At 37.7% G+C, this 19,174-nt stretch carries 16 protein-coding genes; 9 read left to right on the top strand and 7 right to left on the bottom strand.

Translation table 11 applies throughout. From position 1 onward, the window contains the following. Window positions 1-130: 130 nt before the first annotated feature. Window positions 131-3,358 carry an LPXTG-anchored zinc carboxypeptidase gene (locus SM123_RS09275; RefSeq protein ID WP_320909472.1) on the bottom strand — a complete coding sequence of 1,076 codons (3,228 nt, stop codon included), beginning with the start codon at window positions 3,356-3,358 and terminating at the stop codon, window positions 131-133. Window positions 3,359-3,472: 114 nt separating this feature from the next. Continuing rightward, complete coding sequence (locus tag SM123_RS09270; protein WP_320909471.1) at window positions 3,473-4,435, bottom strand: aromatic acid exporter family protein; 963 nt, start codon at window positions 4,433-4,435, stop codon at window positions 3,473-3,475. A gap of 96 nt (window positions 4,436-4,531) precedes the next feature. On the opposite strand from SM123_RS09270, the gene rlmB reads away from it, so the two are divergent. From rlmB to rpsI, 5 genes are all read left to right on the top strand, one after another. Next, window positions 4,532-5,260, top strand: coding sequence for a 23S rRNA (guanosine(2251)-2'-O)-methyltransferase RlmB (gene rlmB, locus SM123_RS09265; protein ID WP_003010074.1), 729 nt, complete (start codon window positions 4,532-4,534; stop codon window positions 5,258-5,260). 18 nt (window positions 5,261-5,278) lie between these two features. After that, on the top strand, window positions 5,279-5,791 hold the full coding sequence (locus SM123_RS09260) for an NYN domain-containing protein (RefSeq protein WP_003004212.1): 513 nt from the start codon (window positions 5,279-5,281) through the stop codon (window positions 5,789-5,791). Beyond that, window positions 5,791-6,654 (top strand): DegV family protein, encoded by an 864-nt coding sequence (locus SM123_RS09255; RefSeq protein WP_003010076.1) that lies wholly within the window; start codon window positions 5,791-5,793, stop codon window positions 6,652-6,654. Before SM123_RS09260 ends, SM123_RS09255 begins: the two co-directional genes overlap by 1 nt. 152 nt (window positions 6,655-6,806) lie before the next feature. After that, window positions 6,807-7,253 (top strand): 50S ribosomal protein L13, encoded by a 447-nt coding sequence (gene rplM, locus SM123_RS09250; protein WP_002876943.1) that lies wholly within the window; start codon window positions 6,807-6,809, stop codon window positions 7,251-7,253. 18 nt (window positions 7,254-7,271) lie between these two features. Beyond that, on the top strand, window positions 7,272-7,664 hold the full coding sequence (gene rpsI, locus SM123_RS09245) for a 30S ribosomal protein S9 (protein WP_002893764.1): 393 nt from the start codon (window positions 7,272-7,274) through the stop codon (window positions 7,662-7,664). Window positions 7,665-7,774: 110 nt separating this feature from the next. Here the strand turns inward: rpsI and SM123_RS09240 are convergent, their stop codons facing one another. The 4 genes from SM123_RS09240 to SM123_RS09225 all read right to left on the bottom strand — a co-directional run bounded on the left by SM123_RS09240 (window position 7,775) and on the right by SM123_RS09225 (window position 12,148). Continuing rightward, a complete protein-coding gene (locus SM123_RS09240; RefSeq protein ID WP_320909470.1) occupies window positions 7,775-8,992 on the bottom strand; it encodes a site-specific integrase in 1,218 nt (405 codons plus the stop codon). A 67-nt stretch (window positions 8,993-9,059) separates the two neighbouring features. Continuing rightward, window positions 9,060-9,320 carry a helix-turn-helix domain-containing protein gene (locus tag SM123_RS09235; RefSeq protein WP_320909469.1) on the bottom strand — a complete coding sequence of 87 codons (261 nt, stop codon included), beginning with the start codon at window positions 9,318-9,320 and terminating at the stop codon, window positions 9,060-9,062. Window positions 9,321-9,457: 137 nt separating this feature from the next. After that, window positions 9,458-10,813 carry a hypothetical protein gene (locus tag SM123_RS09230; protein ID WP_320909468.1) on the bottom strand — a complete coding sequence of 452 codons (1,356 nt, stop codon included), beginning with the start codon at window positions 10,811-10,813 and terminating at the stop codon, window positions 9,458-9,460. 324 nt (window positions 10,814-11,137) lie between these two features. After that, the gene (locus SM123_RS09225; protein ID WP_320909467.1) at window positions 11,138-12,148 is read right to left on the bottom strand and encodes a site-specific integrase; all 1,011 of its coding nucleotides are present in this window, start codon (window positions 12,146-12,148) and stop codon (window positions 11,138-11,140) included. A gap of 925 nt (window positions 12,149-13,073) precedes the next feature. Between SM123_RS09225 and SM123_RS09220 the strand changes: the two genes are divergently transcribed. Both SM123_RS09220 and SM123_RS09215 read left to right on the top strand, forming a co-directional pair. Beyond that, the gene (locus SM123_RS09220) at window positions 13,074-13,427 is read left to right on the top strand and encodes a DUF4097 family beta strand repeat-containing protein (protein ID WP_320909466.1); all 354 of its coding nucleotides are present in this window, start codon (window positions 13,074-13,076) and stop codon (window positions 13,425-13,427) included. 305 nt (window positions 13,428-13,732) lie between these two features. Then, the gene (locus tag SM123_RS09215) at window positions 13,733-14,152 is read left to right on the top strand and encodes a hypothetical protein (RefSeq protein WP_320909465.1); all 420 of its coding nucleotides are present in this window, start codon (window positions 13,733-13,735) and stop codon (window positions 14,150-14,152) included. A gap of 69 nt (window positions 14,153-14,221) precedes the next feature. On the opposite strand, the gene SM123_RS09210 is transcribed toward SM123_RS09215, so the two are convergent. After that, a complete protein-coding gene (locus SM123_RS09210) occupies window positions 14,222-14,548 on the bottom strand; it encodes a helix-turn-helix domain-containing protein (protein ID WP_320909464.1) in 327 nt (108 codons plus the stop codon). A gap of 160 nt (window positions 14,549-14,708) precedes the next feature. On the opposite strand from SM123_RS09210, the gene SM123_RS09205 reads away from it, so the two are divergent. After that, window positions 14,709-18,548 (top strand): SEC10/PgrA surface exclusion domain-containing protein, encoded by a 3,840-nt coding sequence (locus SM123_RS09205; RefSeq protein WP_320909463.1) that lies wholly within the window; start codon window positions 14,709-14,711, stop codon window positions 18,546-18,548. 142 nt (window positions 18,549-18,690) lie between these two features. Next, window positions 18,691-19,062 (top strand): hypothetical protein, encoded by a 372-nt coding sequence (locus tag SM123_RS09200; protein WP_003004846.1) that lies wholly within the window; start codon window positions 18,691-18,693, stop codon window positions 19,060-19,062. The last annotated feature ends 112 nt before the right edge of the window (window positions 19,063-19,174 follow it).

Here is a 19,174-nt window from a genome sequence, read left to right as displayed (position 1 = left end):
ATGGAACTTCGAAGAAGTTCGCTGACGTCCGTACTCACCTAAGGAAAGTTTTGAAAGATAGTTTAGATCCAAAAAGAACCTTCGCATCTGCAAAGGTTCTTTTCATGTCATCCAGGTCTAAACCTGGAACTTACTCAACTTCTTTCTTTTTCAAGAGGAGGAAGCCGCCGCTAACGGCTAGCAAGAAGCCTGAAAGAATGAAGTGTGCGGTTGTGTCTTCTCCAGTTTGTGGCAATTGTGCCTTGGCTGGACTTTCTTGGAAGCTTTGTCCTACTTGGTAAGTCAAGACTTGCACGCTTTCTTCTTTAGTTGTCATTTCTTTTTGTGGAAGGAGCACTTTAGGAGTATCCTTCTTGGCTAAGATTGGCTGTGGATTGCTTGTTTGGTTATGAATTGGAACCACCATTTGATCTGGTTCTTTAGCTGGAATGTAATCCATCAAACTTGCCAACTTGCTGCCAAAGATCGCATTGGTTACCCAGCGGAAGAAGTGAACAGGGTGTTGACGGTTGGTTGGATTTCCTGCATAGACAAAGAGTGGTTGTCCCATCAGTTCTCCAGAGATGGCCATGACTTTGTTAGCCAGAACATCATTATGTGGCCACCAACCTGCAATATAATAATCGCTCGGAGCGATGCTCATCAAGGTCTTGAAATGTTCTGGAACCTTTTCAATCCAGTTTCCTGAGTTGGAGTAGAAGAGGGTATTCTTCTTGTATCCGCTGGTCAATGGATCCTGGTCATCAATGATCGCTTTCATCAAGCCTTCGTAGTCACTACCGCCTTTTAATTTTTCAGCGTCAAATCCTGTAAGAACTCCCAATTTTTCCAATTTTTGCATGGCTTCCCCACCAATGACAAGGGTTGGTTTCTTGCCAAAAATGGAAGCATCAAAGCGGTTGCTTTCCAAAATAACAACATCCGCTTCTTCTGGCGTATTGACGATTTGGAAGCCTAATTTTTCAAGGACCAGACTAGTATGAGCAGGCGCATCTACTCCAGCCCAATTATAGTGGTAGTTCGGAGAGTAGACCTTCATCGGTTTCAAGGTTGGTCCGCTTGGCACCTTGTAGAGGGCATCCCCATAAATGGCATAGTTTGGCAGGAGCGAAGCAAAGGTATCGCGGTCAACGATGTAGCCATCGTCTGTTAGGTAGACGGATTTTCCTTGTGCAATAGCCTGGTTGATAGCTTTAACGGCGCTAGCTGAGGTATTTGCGATCACATAGTAAGGAGCTTTTGGATCGATCTCAGAGGTACGAGTCGCGCGGGTGGTGGTAACTTCTCCTAATTTTCCATTGAAAAGACCGTCCGCAAAGACAGGTTCGGACTTGAACCCTCTCATATCTGGGAAGTTGACTAGCAACTCTGCGTACATAGCAGCCCAGGCAGATTCGTTGGAGCCCTTGTAGAGAATGTGGTTGGCATAGCCACGTTTGGCTTGGGCCATGTCAATGACTAAGTCCCCCTTTTTATAGTTGCCAATATCTTCTTTGAGTTCCTTGACGAGGACACCATTGCGTTTGAAGTAGTCGATCATATTGAAGGCTTCTTGGGCATCGTTGTCTTTGTCGAGGCTCATTGGGATGACGTAGTAGTCTGGGAAGAATTTTGGACGACCATTTTTCACACGTCCAACGATTTCCCCATTTGGGCCAACCAGTTCATTTTCAGCTTTTGGATCTTCGGTTTTATTGAGACCGCGCAGGTAGAAGTTGAGACGCATCTCAAGGAGACGGTCCGGATCTTGGTTGAGGAAGTCAATTCCGCCTAGGACAGCATTGCGACCTGCTTTGTAGGACTCTTCATTTCCTTCCGGAATTTCGATAGTATGGCCTAAGATACCATGGTAGACAGCATAAACTCCTGTATAGCCAGAGAAGGAGTCATCCCAGCCATCGCCCCAATCCAGTTTTGGAATGATGTAACTATTGTATTTAGAATTGGCAACTCCTGCCCGTCCCATATGATGGGCATTTTCTAGCATCAGGTCTGACAGAAGATCGTATTCGAAGTTCGGATCATGTGGTGGCGTTGCAGGTTCGATTAAGAATTCTTTGACAAAACCGTGTAAGTCGTAGAGAGCGATCGGATTCCATTTGTTGATCATTTGGATAACCGTGCGAACTTCAGGGTTGGTTTGGTAGCTGGCATCCCGGTTTGGATCGAGCCCGTTTGCTAGGGCCCGCAGGTTGAGAGCATCCCCATCTGGGTTTTCCGTGAAGTCAAATAAGAAGATGAATTTATTGAGCAAGGTTGGAATATCTAGCGTGACAGTTTTAGCATTTCCAGCTTCATCTGTAGTGTTAAAGGTCACCTTTTCCTTGGTCGCAAAGGTATTGAAGAGGCCTGTGATGATATCAATGCCTGGTTGCTCATCCGCGTGGGTGTTGTGGACTAAGACAGGTAATTTGTAATCCAAGGTCTTGTCTTTTAGTGCGGCCAGCATTTCGCTTGGCTTAGTCAAAGCTGTAGGGTTGGTACTAGAGAGGTAGTGATCGATGCTGGCTTGGTCCTTGCTCACGATCCCCATCTTCATATCCCGGCCTTGGGCACTCTTGCCAAGGGTTTCCAGCTGCACTAAACGATCGGGTTTCGCTTCTTCCTTGGATTTTTCGATGGCAGCCAGCATTTCTTCATGTGTATGGTAGTCTTGGTAAGGACGAAAAACAAGGGTCTTATTGATGGTGATTCCTAAGTCTGTATTGGTTCCGACCAGTTCATGGTTGCCGATATAGTTGCGATAAGTCCGGCGAATATTATTTGGGCTACGAAGACTGAGATCTTCCCCAAAGAGATCCTGCACGTCAATGTGGAGATCTAAATCCTTTCCGTTTGCCGTCTCTGTGATGGTGAGGAATGGATCCTTGCTTAGTGTTCCTGTCTCCATATCCCAAGTTTTCCACTCAGAGAGAGGCTTGTTGTCCAAGGTCCAGTTGATCTTGCCAGCAGCTTGAGCTTTTTCTTGGACTTTGTCATCAATCGTGCTCTTTTCAGAGAGATAAATGGTACTATCAGCCAATCGTGTCGCTTGGTCAGCGGTCGTTGCAGCACGGTTAGTGCTTGGACTAGCGGCTGGAGCAACTTCTGTAGTAGAAGCCACATCAGAAGTCGCTGCTGCTTCTGCAGAAGTGGCAGGGGCTGCGGTGTCTCCTTTTTCAGCTGTAGCAGGACTGGCAGTCTCAGCTGTCACAGATTGCTCAGTAGCGGGTGCCGCTTCAAGTACCGTACTTGGTTCTGTTTGAGGCGCTTCTAAGCTATCGGCTGATACTTGGCCATGTCCGATAACGGAAAGCAAGACAGCAGCTGAGAGGCTGAGTGTCGTAGTGTACAAATGTTTCTTATATGAAGACTTCATATAGAAGACCCTCCTTAAAAAGTTATTTTCCTGTTCTAGTATACCATTTTAGGAAAGCGTTTTCAACAGTTCCCGCAATAAAAAAGCCTTTGCATCTTGCAAGGGCTTCTCTGTCTATTCTGTCTCCTGATGAAATTGTTGATAAAAATCTACCTTGACCTGAATGAAGGTTTCTAAATCTCTTAACAATTGGAGCAAGGTGGCGCGTGTTTCGAATTCTTCCCGGGTCTTGGGCAAGGGCCGTTCGCGGAAGATCGCCAAATACTGAGTAATATCATCTAGAAGATCTTGGGCAGGATTTTCCTGACTTAACTGTTGCGCAGTCTTCTTAAAAAGTTGAGCCAAGATCATACTTTCACTCGCTGCTAACTGACAGCGGTTGACGTTTTCTGCCATATCCCGCAGGATGTCGTTTTGACGCTTGCGCATTTCGAAGTAGTGAATGTGGTAGTTGGTTTGATGAAAAAGGTGGTTGGAATGATCCATATAGACGAGATTTAAAGCGTCCTTTAGGATACCATCCAATTCCTTGATCAAGCGGGCATCATTGCGACCATCCCCTTTACCAAGTAATTCCGCAAAACGGGCAAGAATCTTCTTTAGTTTGTCTTCGACAACATCATGGTAGTGATCAATCGCAGCCTGATTAGAAGGCATATAGAGATTGGCCAGTAAGGCAAAGCTGGTCCCGATTAAAAAGAGGGCAAGTTCATTGAGCAAGAGCCCCCAGGAAGTAGACTGCTCAATCAAGAGATGGGTGACGAGGACCGTACTAGGGGTGATGCCGATCTGCCATCCCATTAGAAAGGCGCATGGAACATAGAGAGCGATAAAGACTCCCAGTGCCCAAAGGTTGAATCCAAAAAAGGAAAAAGCGATACTTCCGATCACAAGGGCCAGCAAGGTCGACATAAAGCGCTGGTAGGCTTGCTTGATCGTACTGCGACGCGTATCAGAGATGCTCAAGATGGCAATGACGCCAGCTGAGATGGCATAGGTCAAGCCCAGAGCATAAGCAAGGGCAGCTGCTAAACAGGTGGCCAAGGTGAGCTTGATGGTTCGTTGAAAAAGAGGCATGGCTTCCTTTCTATTTTGTTGGTTTCGCTGAGATAGATTTCATTTCATTATATCATGAATTGGCCTCATCCTCCTTTCTTGTGGTATACTAGTTCTATGGAAAATAACGATATCGTATACGGTGTCCATGCAGTCACCGAGGCTTTACAAGCCAATACAGGCAATAAATTATATATTCAAGAAGACCTCCGAGGAAAAAATGTCGACAAAATCAAGGCCTTAGCAGCTGAGAAGAAGGTGTCGATTTCTTGGACGCCAAAGAAAACCCTGCAGGAAATGACGGAAGGAGCCGTCCACCAAGGCTTTGTTCTTCGTGTGGCAGCCTTTGCTTACACAGACTTGGCAGCGATTCTGAAACAGACAGCCCAAGAAGAGAACCCACTTTTATTGATTCTCGATGGTTTGACAGATCCGCACAATCTTGGATCTATCTTACGGACAGCTGATGCGACCAATGTCTCAGGCGTCATCATTCCTAAGCACCGTGCAGTCGGGGTAACTCCAGTGGTTTCAAAAACTTCTACCGGAGCGGTGGAACACATTCCCATTGCGCGTGTGACCAATCTCAGTCAAACTCTAGACAAGCTAAAGGAAGAGGGCTTCTGGATCTTTGGGACCGACATGAACGGCACGCCATCTCACCAGTGGAATACGGCTGGTAAATTGGCCTTGATCATTGGCAATGAAGGAAAAGGGATCTCAGCCAATATCAAAAAGCAAGTCGATGAGATGATCACCATTCCCATGAATGGTCATGTGCAAAGCCTCAATGCCAGTGTGGCAGCAGCCATCCTCATGTATGAGGTCTTTCGCAATCGACTATAATTCTAGAAAGGCAATGATATGAAACGAAAAATCTTATTGGTTGACGGCTACAATATGATTGCCTTTTGGCAGGAGACCCGCCAGCTCTTTCAAAAGAGTGAGCTCGATGCAGCCCGCAATATCCTTCTGCAAAAACTGAGCCACTATGCTAGCTTTGAAGGGATCGAAGTCATCTGTGTCTTTGATGCCCAGTATATGCCAGGAGTGCGGCAGACCTATGAGGAGTTCAATGTTCAGGTGGTCTTTACCGGTGAGGATGAGACGGCAGATGACTATATCGAGCGCTTGGCAGCAGAGCTTAACACGCCCCTCCACCAAGTATCAGTAGCGACCAGTGACTTAAATGAGCAATGGACCGTCTTTGCTCAAGGAGCTCTTCGGGTATCTGCCAGAGAGTTAGAAAAACGGGTCGCAGTCGTCAAAGGAAACCTCAATCAAGCGCAGCGAGTGGTTAACGATCAAAAACCACCCATGCGACCGCTCGATCACGAAGTATTGCGACAATTACAAGAAATGATGGGAGACAAGTAATGACATTTGCTATTTTAACCGATTCGACCGCAGATTTAGACCAAAACTGGGCCAAGGAACATCAGGTGACCATTCTTGGCTTGACCATTGAGTTAGATGGGACGGTTTACCAGACAGTAGGCCAAGCTCAATTGACCAGCCCGGAGCTTTTAGAAGCCATGAAAAATGGGGCCAAACCGACAACCAGTCAGGTCAATGTGGGCCAATTTCAGGAAACCTTTAAACAATTTGCCAAAGAAGGAAAAGATCTGCTTTATGTGGCCTTTTCATCAGTCTTATCTGGGACCTATCAGAGTGCAGTCATGGCACGAGACCTGGTTTTAGAAGACTACCCGGAAGCCGTGATCGAGATTGTCGATCAGAAGGCTGCTGGGATTGGAGAGGGTTATCTGGTCATGCGAGCAGTAGCTGCGCGTGATGCAGGTCGTTCATTAGCAGAAGCCAAAGAAGAAATCATGGACCTAGCGCCAAAACTGCGGACTTATTTCCTAGTTGATGACCTCTACCACCTCATGCGTGGCGGCCGTCTCTCAAAAAGTGCCGCGATCATGGGAAGTTTGGCCAGCATCAAACCCATTCTCTGGATAGATGCGGAAGGGAAATTAGTCCCTATTAGCAAGGTTCGGGGACGCAAAAAAGCTGTCCGGGAATTACTGGAGCTGATCAAAGCAGATATCGGTGAAAGCACAGCCTTGGTATCTTATACCAACGATCTAGAAGGAGCCGAAGCACTGAAGCAAGAAATGCTTGCGCTTGAAGGCATCGATGAAGTTCTCGTGATGCCTCTTGGACCGGTTATTTCAGCCCACGTCGGCCCGAATTCCTTGATCGGATTTGTCATTGGAAAAGAAAATCGCAAATAATTTTCCAAATCGGTTGACTTTTATCTTAGAATTTTGATACAATAGTAGGCGGTATTGTTTACCCCATTTGTAAGGCCCCGGAACCTTTCAAATAACTTGCGGACCGGAACATCCGCCCTGTAAACAAAAACGACATTCATATAGGAGAAATCATGAACAAAACTACATTCATGGCTAAACCAGGCCAAGTAGAACGCAAATGGTACGTTGTTGACGCAACTGATGTACCTCTTGGACGCCTTTCAGCAGTTGTTGCTAGCGTGCTTCGCGGAAAAAACAAACCAACATTCACACCTCACACTGATACAGGTGACTTCGTAATCGTTATCAATGCTGAAAAAGTTAAATTGACTGGTAAAAAAGCAACTGATAAGATCTACTACACTCACTCAAACCACCCAGGTGGATTGAAATCAATCTCTGCTGGTGAACTTCGTTCTAAAAATGCAGTACGTTTGATCGAGAAATCAGTTAAAGGTATGCTTCCACACAATACTCTTGGCCGCGCTCAAGGTATGAAATTGAAAGTATTCGTTGGAGCTGAGCACACTCACGCTGCACAACAACCAGAAGTTCTTGATATTTCAGGACTTATCTAAGGAAAGGAACAATAAAGTATGTCACAAGCACAATATGCAGGTACTGGACGTCGTAAAAACGCTGTTGCACGCGTTCGCCTTGTTCCAGGAACTGGTAAAATCACTGTTAACAAAAAAGATGTTGAAGAGTACATCCCACACGCTGACCTTCGTCTTGTAATCAACCAACCATTCGCAGTTACTTCAACTGCAGGTTCATACGACGTTTTCGTTAACGTTGTAGGTGGTGGATACGCTGGTCAAGCAGGAGCTATCCGTCACGGTATCGCTCGTGCCCTTCTTCAAGTAGACCCAGACTTCCGCGATTCATTGAAACGCGCAGGACTTCTTACACGTGACTCACGTAAAGTTGAACGTAAGAAACCAGGTCTTAAGAAAGCTCGTAAAGCATCACAATTCTCAAAACGTTAATCAATACGATTATATCAACGTTTCGAAACACTTCATGGTTCACACCATGGAGTGTTTTTTTGATGATTTTTAGCAAAATTCACACCACTTTTCACACCAAATTCACACCATTACTCTTTAAGATTACGAAAGGCGATTTCTCCAACAGCCATTGGGATTACGTTTGAAGTGTTCACATAAGTCTTAGTTGTAATCGTATCACTATGAGTGAGTGCTTCAGAAATAGCCTCCATAGAGGTTCCAGCCTGTTTAGCGAGTGTAGCTCCTGTATGTCGTAATTTATGAGGGGTTGCATGTGCGAGTTCTGGATGACGACGCTTAACAGATTTCATCTTGTTGTTAAGATAATCAGCATGGAGACAACTGTTTACATTTCCCTTTGTATCAATATACGTAAAAACATACTGTTCAGGAGTTTGCATGATGTTAAATGAAGCCAGTTCAGATTTTTGTTGCTTCTTCCAAGAATTTAACAAGTCGGTAAGTTCTTGTGGAATCGAAAAAATCGTCTTTTTATTCCCTTTAGTTGACTTTTGATTTTTATATCGATCTAAGGCTTGAACCAATTGAATTTGTTGATTTTTGAAATCAATATGTTTCCATTGCAAAGCGTAGCTTTCAGATTTTCTATCTCCTAAGAAAAAAGTTGTATAGAATAACACATAATCTTTGAACAGGAGTTTGTCATTTTTTAAATCTTCTTCAAAAGCTGTAAACCATGCTTGAAGTTCTTCTTGAGATAGATATAAATCTTCATCTTTTTTAGATTCCTGTAGCTTGATTTTCTTAGTGGCTTTGATACGGCTTATAGTTTTTGATAGGCGATTAGTTTCGATATACTCTAATTCTTCTGCCCAGTCAAAGATAGAGTTAACGTAGCTCCTGATAACTTTGAAATTTGCATATTCTTCAGCCTTTTGAGTCAATAGATTTAGTACAACTTGCTTATTTTGATTAAGAAAGTCTATTGAATAATTCCCAAGTAAGGGTAAGATGTGTTTTCTAAAAGCAATTTCTGTTCCAACTATGGTTGCTTGAGAAGGTGGTTTAGCAGTAGAAGTAGTCTGACCTGCTTTGTAGGATTCCCACCAAACGTTTTGATAGAAATCTGAAAAAAGGATAGAACCACTATTTTCTAATGAGACGGAATCTCCACTATGAATTTTATCAATCTTATTTTGAAGTTCTAGTTCATATTTTTTTGCTTCAATCTTTGTTTTGAATCGTTTTTCAATCACTTTCTTATCAACACCTAGTGAAGACTTAACTTCCTCAGGAATATAAACACGTAAGCGATAGGTTCCGTTTTTAGTTCTTGTAATAGACATAGTATTCTCCTTTTGAATTGAGCTAGAAAATACCATGGTTACATTATAACAAACCACCATGGAATTTCTACTGCTTTTGTAACCAGCGATTGATTTCTGTTTTGCTAAAGCGAACAGTTTTTCCGACCTTAATACAAGGCAAACCTTGCTTAATCCAGCTGTCTAAAGTATTGTTGGATATATTTAAATACTCACAAGTCTGCTTTTTATTTAAAAAATGATGAGTACTTTCATTAGTATCTAAAAATTTATTTAGTTCTTTCTTAACAATATCCGATAATAGTAATTGAACTTGCTTAATCAGTTCTTCTGGAATAAATACATTCATAAATAGTACCTTTTTTCTTTCTGTTAGATTTAAATTATATTAGTTTAGATTTTGTTTTTAAGTCTTCAAGGGTTGAAGAGTTAAAAAATGGGAAAACGTTGCTGTATTAATACTTCTTCTTTTTTTTCAATCAGAATTTATATTAAAATGGAAGAATTATTTATTTGAATGTTGTTTAAAATAGAATCTAGGATTGAACCTATGTCTTTATTCTTGTTTTTAATAACTTTCTTAATAAATGCATCTTTTTCTTCAGCTGTAAAAGTAGGCATTTTAAACAAATGAAGTTTAGTATTTTGATTACTCTTGTAACAACCGAAATCAAGGATAGTAACAAGAGATAGAGTATTTAGCATTAAGCTAAAGAGACATAGTACTTGCCATGTAATCATAATAGAAAGAAAATAACGCTCATTCTTTAAATCATTCTTTCTACTTTCTTTAATCAGATTTCTTTTGGTTCTTGCACAGTTTTTTGGCTTTATAAATTTAGATGCATCAATAAATAAGAAAATAGATTCATCCAATGTTAATGGATATAAATAATCCATAGCATGATTTAGTTGAGTTTCAAAAAATGTTTTTATATATTTATCTTTACCTTTTTCTTTATACAATTCTATTAACTTATTTTCGGTATCTCTTACTGAAGTTTGAACAACTATCTTAAAGTTGGACAATCCTTTTTCAATTACACTATACACAAATAGATAAAGCTGATCATTGTGTAGTTTATCTAAGTCAGTAGTCTTGAATTCACTTTTAATTTTTTCTTCATTCAGTGTCATTTCGTATCTATAGATGCGATATTTACGAGATGCGTCCAATTCGATCTGTTTATTATGTTCAGCTTTTGCTGTTTTATCGTAAAGAACATGCAATAAGTTTCTATATTTTTTGCTTGAAAGAATATGGTGATCCTCAGGAGTTGAACATTTTGTATAAACTTTTTTATCTACTTGAGATGTATTAGATAGACTCCTCAATAATAAATTTCTTGTTTGAAAATGAATAATCGCATCAGTAGCAAATGTAAATGAGATTTCCATTTCATGAATCCTAATAGTAGTTGGGATAATCCAAATACCAGTTTGCTGTTTGATTTTCGTTATAACATTTATTAGTTTCTTTCGAATTGCTGAAATAGAGAGAGTTTCAAAATTGAGACCTCCATGATTTAGTTGTAGTAAGCAATAATTAACAGTATCTCCGCTTTCTTTTTTATAAATTTTTCCAATTTCAAGTCTTCCGAATTCCCTTGATTGGATAATTAAATCTTCTATCTGATTTGAATTGTAATTTAATTTTTTAACTTCATGAGGATTATTTTTTCTGTATTCTATTATTTTTTCAATGTCAACAATTAGATTTTCACCTAAGTTAAAAACCATGCGATCAAACCCCCAGAAGGAATTCATTAAAGTAAAACAAGATTGAATTTCTTTCTCATTTAAATGCTTTTTTTCAGTAGAAGCTTTTGTCTGTATTTTCATGTTTTAACGTTTCCTTTTTACTATTATTTTTGATAGGAATTATGCTAGGAAGTATTAGATGTCGTAAAATCAATATATTATCATAACCACATTTTGGTTCAAAACTAAAATTCCCTATTATAGGTATGCCATTTTTTTGACAAAAAACGCCTTTTTTTTAAAAAAAAATAGTGAAAAAATGGAAAAATTTTGAAAAACAATAAAATACACAATGTTTAATTGTTTAAAAAACGCGTAATGATAAGGGTTTGGAGAAAAAATTAGGTTTTTCCCTACTTTATTTATTTCAATGAGAGATATACAATTATTTTTTAAATGTGCTTATTAGTTTGCTTGTGCGATTAACTTATATGCATACGATTTTTGAAACTCTTCGGGACGATTGTGTCCAAGAGCACGCGATACAATTAAGCAGGCTTTTCGATCGAGGACAACGCCTTTTAATTCCCCTCTTAGATAAATTTTTTCCCTTTTATCCTTGATGTCTTTAGGATCTCGTGCGACAAGAAGATAAAGACGTTTTGCGTATTCAGCACGATATTTATGAGGTTTTAAAGCAGATGGAACTTGAAACACACGCTTTTTACCAGCTAGCCTAAATTCTTCAACAAGCCTCTCTAATTCTTGTTGATCTCGTGTGATAATCGGAACCCAACGATCTCTAGCTCCTTTTGTTTTATGCTTTTTACCAATGATTTTAAGATAATATCGGCCATCCTCACGTTGGTAGAGTGAGTCACCAGTAATTGCTTTTAGCTCATTTTTTCGTAGCCCAGTGGCAGATACGATTGAAAACCAGCGATTATTCGTTTCTTCAGACATTCTGTCGTCATTAGATTTTAAGCGATTATTCCTTTTGTTAGCTCGATATCGAATATCTGTAGCAATAAAAGCAGTAGAAGACACGCCTAAAACTTTTGCCAATGCTGCTTTATAGGTTGACTGGGTTGGTGCAGAAAGCCCAGTTTTTTTACAATGTTCTAAGTATTGATTTACTAAGTCAATCCATCCATCTACATTCTTAGATTTTTCAAGAGCTTCTAACTCTTCGGCAGTAGCTGTTGCAGCAACAAAGTAAGCGAATCTGCTCCAGGAACCAGCATAGTTATGGAGCGTTCGATCGGTATGAATTAAATGAATATCCTCTCCTGTTTTTTTGGATTCATTTCGCTTGATACCTTTACCCTTCTTGAAGCGCGTGACTAGATTAGTTAAACCTTTTGATTGGACGAATTGTTTACGGCCTTCGAAAGTAGTTAGAGAATCCATTTGTTCTTTCTGGGCTTTCTCTCTAGCTTTTCGTCGTTCAGAACGACTTCGTTTCTTCTTTGACATAGTTCTTTCCTTTCTATAGAAGATAATGTACGTTTAAAGAAAATCTTAACAAGAATCTTAAGGTCTTTTAATTCAAGTTGAAGTAGTGCAGTGACATAAAGCTTGTATTCACTGATTAGTATCTTCCCTTTGCTAAGGGCGCTTCTTAATTGATGGCTAAGAAGTTAACCAAGCCATTTTACAACATGACAAGTTGACTCAATTCAAATAAGATGTAGAGTTCCACCTTACAGATAAAAATCTGTTGTTTTTTTCTTTTTACTCTTTTTCAGGTTTAAATGCTTTAAATTTAGCGACTGAGATAAGCTAGTTTTTTTGTATTTGATTTTTTTGACTTTTGTTATTTACTTTCGTTCTTATACTCTTATACTCTTATACTTTACTTTGTTATGATCAAAAATTTTTTTACTGCTATTGACCTTACTTTTATTATCTATACATTTTTTTTAGTTAGTGAAATACAAAAATTGGTTCTTTCTTAACTCAGCTTAAACCTGCTGTTTACACGATAGCTACCTCCTTTTAAATATTAAAAAAAACGTAGCTAATTAGTTACGTCTCTACTTAATCAATCTTTAGATATCTATAGTATGCCATAAATTGATCATTATAAAAAACAAATTTTCTTTCTCTTTTGTGTTATACGGTTTTATTTGGGACTGTGTGTTTAGCGTGACTTTCACATACGTTTCTGTCAACGCTAAACACACAGAAAAATCAGCGACGTAATAATAAGGACAGGATTGATTGAAGGAAAATGCATTAAAGTTTCTTATACAAATTGAAAATCAGAAATCTCAGAAAGCAATTTAAATTAAAATCACTCCATTTTTTAAAATCCATTGTAAAAAATTTTTTTATAAATTCCTTTTTCTGGCATACTATTAATATCCAGAAAATTTTTTTAATACAAGAGGTATCTGATATGTTTAAATTAAATTATTTAATTATTAATAGTGTCCTTTTCAAATGGCGAAGAGAATTCGAAAACTCATTCGATTGTATCCCCCAAAAAACTGTTTATGAGTTTCATATTTATGAATCAGGAGGGGGAATGAAAATTAGACAAAAAGAACATAATGCAATTCATATTTGCTTATATTCCAGTAACAGGAGTTACGTTACACTTTACTTAAGAAATTTTACGCCAGATGATTTAGAGGCAACGATGAATTCTATAATCAGGCAGAAGAAAGAGCTTGGATATGAGCGGTTGATTTGTTTATTTTCTGAGCTCAAAAATGAAGAATCCTTGAGTTTACTAATGAAGTTATCTTAAAATAAAATAAACACACTGGGACAAGTATGAACTGCACCCCAAAACCTAGACAAAAAATTATCCTTTGGAGCCAATAGCTTTTATAGTACTTTTTTGAAAAATCGTTTTTTTATTTTATCAAAAAATGGCATAATAATATTGAAGATAAAAAAAGGCAGTGGTGAACTGTCTTTTTTTGTTTTCAATAAAGGAGGTAGCAGATGATCAAGCCAAATCTTTTAATAATAATATTAAAGAGAGTAAGGCCACCGTAAATCTAAGGATAAAAAAATCTTTTTCTAAAAAAATAAATGGAGGAAAACAAAATGAAAACCTATAAAAAGTATGTAGTTTTTTCAACTCAACAATATATTTCAGAGTTAATTAATCGCAATGAAGAAATTAATATTAGAATGTTTTATTCAACATTTGATGAGGATCAGTATATTTCAATCTTGAACGATCAAGATCAAGAAGTATCATTCAATTTTGTAAATGATAGTATTGAAATTGAATTAATTGATCCGTTGTGTGAGAAAATTTTGATTACATTTGATACTGTAGAACAAACAGCCAAAACCCATCAAGTAATTAAATTTCTCTTAGATTTGTTTTTTAAATTCAATTGGCATGAATCAGTTGCAGAGTTATCGGTTGCAAATTTCTGGGAATTAATCAAGAATTATGAGGAAGATAACCTCGATATGACATTTGGTTACCCAAGAATCGCAGGCTCTAATAGCTAATAGCCATATTTTTATGCACAAAAAAAGTGGGAAAGGAATCGTTTTTGTACTCATCCTTTTCCACTCTTTTTATTTTGTCTCGTTAATAATTATGTTAATAGCTGAAATGACTTTATTTTGTTTGTACTCTGGTAAAGATTTGATAGTGTCGATAAGCTGTGCTAAGTCAGTGCTTTCTTCTTTAAGTGTTAAATCAAAAAAAGTTTGTAGATCAACATTTAAGGCTTCTATAATTTTTTCAAGCGTACTAATTTTTATATTGGGCTCTAAATTTTCTAACTTATACGCGTAATTGGTGCCAAGATCTGCTTTTTCTTCTAATTGCTCCTGAGTCATCCCTGACTGAATCCGCAAAATCCGTATTCTTTTGCTTATATACTTTTGTAATTCTGACATTGCTCACCTCGTAAGACTATTCTACAGTCTTAGAAGGTTAGATTCTAGTTCTTAAAAGGTTGGATACAACTTTACAAAGTTGATAAAATATAGTATAATTCGGGTGTTTATAATTAAATAGTGATAATTTGCTCAATACTCTATCATAAAGGTGGGAATTATGAAAAAGAAAACGATCAAAGCAACTGTATCTGCTGTATCAATAGCTACGGCTTTTGCGGGAATTTCTGTTGTACAAGCGGACGAAGTAACTGCAACTCAGCCAAATGAGTCAACATTAAGTGTTGAATCGAAGACTCCTTCGTCTACAAATATAAAACAAGTAGACGGAGTATTTGTTAGTAATGGGGTTGCAACGGTAACGAAAACGCCAACTGCGGAAGTTGTAGAAGAAGCAAGAACGATCAAGGAAGAAACGGATCAATCGGTTTCAAATCAAGAAAGTGCTTTAGAAAACGCTAAGACTTCAGAAGCAGACGCTGTATCAAAATTTTCCAATGCAAATGTTGACTTAAAGAATGCTGAGGCGAATAAAGAATCAGCTACGCCTGAAAAAATTGAAAAAACCAAGAATGAAATATCAGAAGTAAAAGCTGATATTGAGAAAAAGGAAACATCACAAAAAGATGCATATGATAAAGTTCTAGAAGCTGAGAAAGAACGTAATCAGCAATCAGAGGTTATTAAAAAAGATCAAGATAAAATTTCAGAGCAAGAAAAGAAAGTTTCGACAGCTGAGGAAGCAGTAGCAACTGCACAAAAAAATCTTGATGGTACTGGAGCATCGGAAATCATTGCTGAAAGAGACAAAGCAAAAAGTGATGTAGCTGAAAAAGAATCAGCAGAAGAAGCAGCGAAAAAGGCTTTGGAAAATGCTATTAATGAAGACAAAAATAAAGCCGAGGAACTCAGTAAAGCTTCTGCTGATGAAAAAACGCAACTTAGTGCTAGTCAAGTATCTGCTAAACAATTAGCAGATGCTAAAAAGGTTGCAGAAGAAGCAGCGAGTGCATTAGTGAAGGCTCAAAAAGAGAAAGAAACTGCTCAGAGAGTTTTAGACGGTACTGGCGTTGAAGAAATTGTAGCAGAACGTGATGCTGCTAAGGAAAATTTAGATGCTAAAGCAGCAACTGAAAATTCAGCCAAACAGGAACTTGATCGTGCCAAAGAAGCAGATAATAAAAAAGCTACTACACTAAAAAATGCAAAATCTGTTGAAGCAGATCAAATAAAGAAAAGCCAAGAAACAGCAGCAAACTTGTCATCTGCTGAGGAAAAACAAAAACAAGCACAAGAGAATCTAAAGACAGCTCAAGAAAAGAAGGTTTCAGCACAAAGTAATCTTGATGCTTCTGAATCACAACTTGCCCAAACACTCGCAAATCGTGATAGTAAAGCAAATGATTTAGCAAATAAACAAAATAGTAAGATTAGTGCAGAAGCAGAGCTTAAAACAGCTAAAGAAAATGATGCTAAGAAAGCTTCAGAAATTTCTGCTTTAACTACTAAGAAAAACCAAGAAGAGGCAAAAGTAAATGAAACTTCAAATGAGCTAGCGAGTGCTACATCAGCAGCTCATGAAGCAAAAGAGAATAAGGAGAAAGCAGATAAAGTTGTTGACACACTTAACAAGCAAATCTCTGCAATTAAAAATCTCACTATTCCTCAATTGCCTCAAGATGTCATTGATGCTTACAAGGCTTATCTTGCCGATAACTCTGATGCAAATAAAAATGCATTAAACGATGTTATTCAAAAATGGTTCACAGGTAGTAAGTATGATTTTGGTACTCCAGAGACGGAATATTCTCCTGAACACCAAAATATTGTTATCAAAGGTTGGCCAAATAAGGATATTGTTTTGCCTATCGATGACTCTGAAGTCGATTTGGATAATCTTACAGATAAACAGATTGAAGCTTTGAGTCAATATTATGTGCTTCTCGCAAACAATCTGCAAGACCAAGTCTGGGGAAGCCATGATTTTATAGTTACTAAAGAATCTGTTCAAGGTGTTAAAAATATCGCAAAAGCCTATGCTGAAGAAAATAAACCATTTGGTACAAGTCATAGTGTGACAGCTCTTGCAAAAGATGGATTGGATTCAATCGCTTGGGCTGGCGAAAATATGAGCTTCAATAATACATTACTAGGTTTTAGTGCTTATTATTCAGAAGCAAAAGAAACACGAAAAGCCACAATGTCCCAATTGTATCGCGAGGTATATGATGCTGTAATTAGCTTTATGGCAAATGATGTACACGCATATTTTGGACATATGAGATTAATGATTGGAGAAAAAGCTCCTTCAAATATACAAGCAGTCGGGGTAGCAAATAGTCTAACACCTAGTGGTGTTGGTCGAATGCATTTTATTAAATTCAAAGGTCAATCTAGCCATTTCGATTACATTAAAGATGAACAAACAGGTGAGTATCACTCTAAGTTCATTGACGACTATTATGATAAAGGGATTGCTAAACCTCTAGCTACTCCATTTGATACTTCAAAAATGGAAGATGAATTAACAGCTGCTAAAGCTAAACAGACTGCAGCAAATACGGCAAATGATTCTGCACAGAAACGTTTGGTAAAAGCTAAATCAGAAAACGATTCAAGTACAAATGCTCTCAAAGAAACGACAGCAAAATTAGATGCTCTGAAAGCTACTCCCGATCAAACACCTGCAGCAACTACTAAATTGGAAACCGCTACACAAAATTATAATGAAGCCCAAACCCAATTTAATAAGGCTCAAGATGCACTTGATCAATTAAATGCTGATATTCAAAGCAAGCGTCAAGCTTTAGCAAATGCAAAAGATAATTTAGACCAGGCCACAACAGCAGAAGTAAAAGCTAAATCTGATCTTGAAAAAGCAAAAGTAGAAAATCAAAATGCAAATCAAAATCTGAAACAAACTCAAAAACTAGTAGCAGAATTAATGTCAGTTCCTGATCAAACTCCAGATGCACAGAAGAAATACGACAATGCAAAACAACTAAAAGAAGAAGCTGAAACAAGATATATCAAAGCTCAAACAGCTCTTGATAATTTAAATGCAGACCTTCAAGTTAAGCAAAAAGCATTAGAAACTGCAAAAGAGGAGCTTGAGAAAGCAAAAGCAACAGATAAGACTGCAAGAAACAATTTAGATGAAGTAACTAAAATTCATGAAAAACATTTGGCAGACTTAAATACTACACGTCAAACGATTGCTAGATTAAACTCAATCTCAGATAAGACACCACTTGCACAAAAGAATTTAGATGAGGCTTCTCGACAATTGATTGCTGCCAAGACTCGTTATGCAAAAGCCCAAACAGCTGTTGAAAATCTAAATGCAGATATTCAAACAAAACAAAAAGTTTTAGCAGATGCGCGTGCAGAATTGGATAAAGAACTTAAAGTTCTTTCAGATCTGAAAGCTGTAAAAGCTACAGATGAAGCAGAACTCAGAAACCGTCAGAATAAAGTTGAAGAGTTAAAAGCTAAAGAAAGTCAAATTAAGGATGAAATTTCTAAATTAAATACTCACTTAGGTGCTTTAGAAACACTTTTAGATCATCTTGAAAATGCCGATGCATATTTGAAAAAAGCAAAAGAAGCATATGACAATGCAGTTGAAGAGCATCGTTTAGCAATTGAGAATGTAGTCAGAGAGGAAGCTAAACTTAAAACACTTCTACAAGATCAATTAGATGCAACTGCACAATATGAAGCAGTTAGGGAAGTCTATTTAAATACTCGTACAAGACAAAGCGAAGTCTTTAACGATAAAGTAGATCACAAGATGATTTCTCTGAATCCTGCGTTAGAAAAGAGTATACCAGAAAGTACTTCTAATGAACGAGTATATAGCTATGCTGGAAATCAAGCTAAATATGCTGCAAATAGAGCCTTGCCTAATACAAGTTCAATTGAGAATTGGTTAGTGTTTGCAATGGGAATTGTTCTTTGTAGTTTTGGTATTTCAGTATCACGGAAACATCGTGATTAATAAAAGCTGGTTAAGTATTTCTTATTGTAGTAGTGAATAAAAGTTTATCATTCAAAATTTGATTTTTTACTAATGATTTTAGTGAAACTAGGTATATGAAAAAAATAATAAATATCTTTAGATATTTATAGGAGGAAAAATAATGAAAAAAATTATTGCTTTAGTTGTTTTAGTACTTGCGGTTGCCGGTGGGGTATTCTTTTTCTTGAATCAAAATTCAGGACCAGAGAAGCAAATTATTGGTACTTGGTATGATAGTAAACACGATTCAACTATCGTTTTCAATAGCGATAAAACATTAGAAGTAACAAATAATAAAGACGAATCTAGAGATGGTACTTGGAAAATTGCTGGGAAATACGTCAAATTAAAGGTTTCTAGTGCAGCGAGTGCTAAAGCTGAATTACCTGGAAAAGACGAAAAAGAAGTAAAATATTTAAAGATTCAATTTAATTCAATTGAAACTGTTAACAGTGATTTTCGTGTAGCAGACGGAACTTTTGAAAAACAGTAATATAATTTAAGTATCTATCTTAAATATAGTTAGAAGATAAATAATAAAAGGATTTGGAATTAATGTTATTGTTAACATGATTCTAAGTCTTTTTTATTGAGATTTTATCAAA

Origin of the sequence: Streptococcus sp. S5, assembly GCF_034134805.1 — a bacterium.
Taxonomy (GTDB): Bacteria; Bacillota; Bacilli; order Lactobacillales; family Streptococcaceae; genus Streptococcus; species Streptococcus lingualis.
This window is presented reverse-complemented; position numbering and strand designations above follow the sequence as displayed.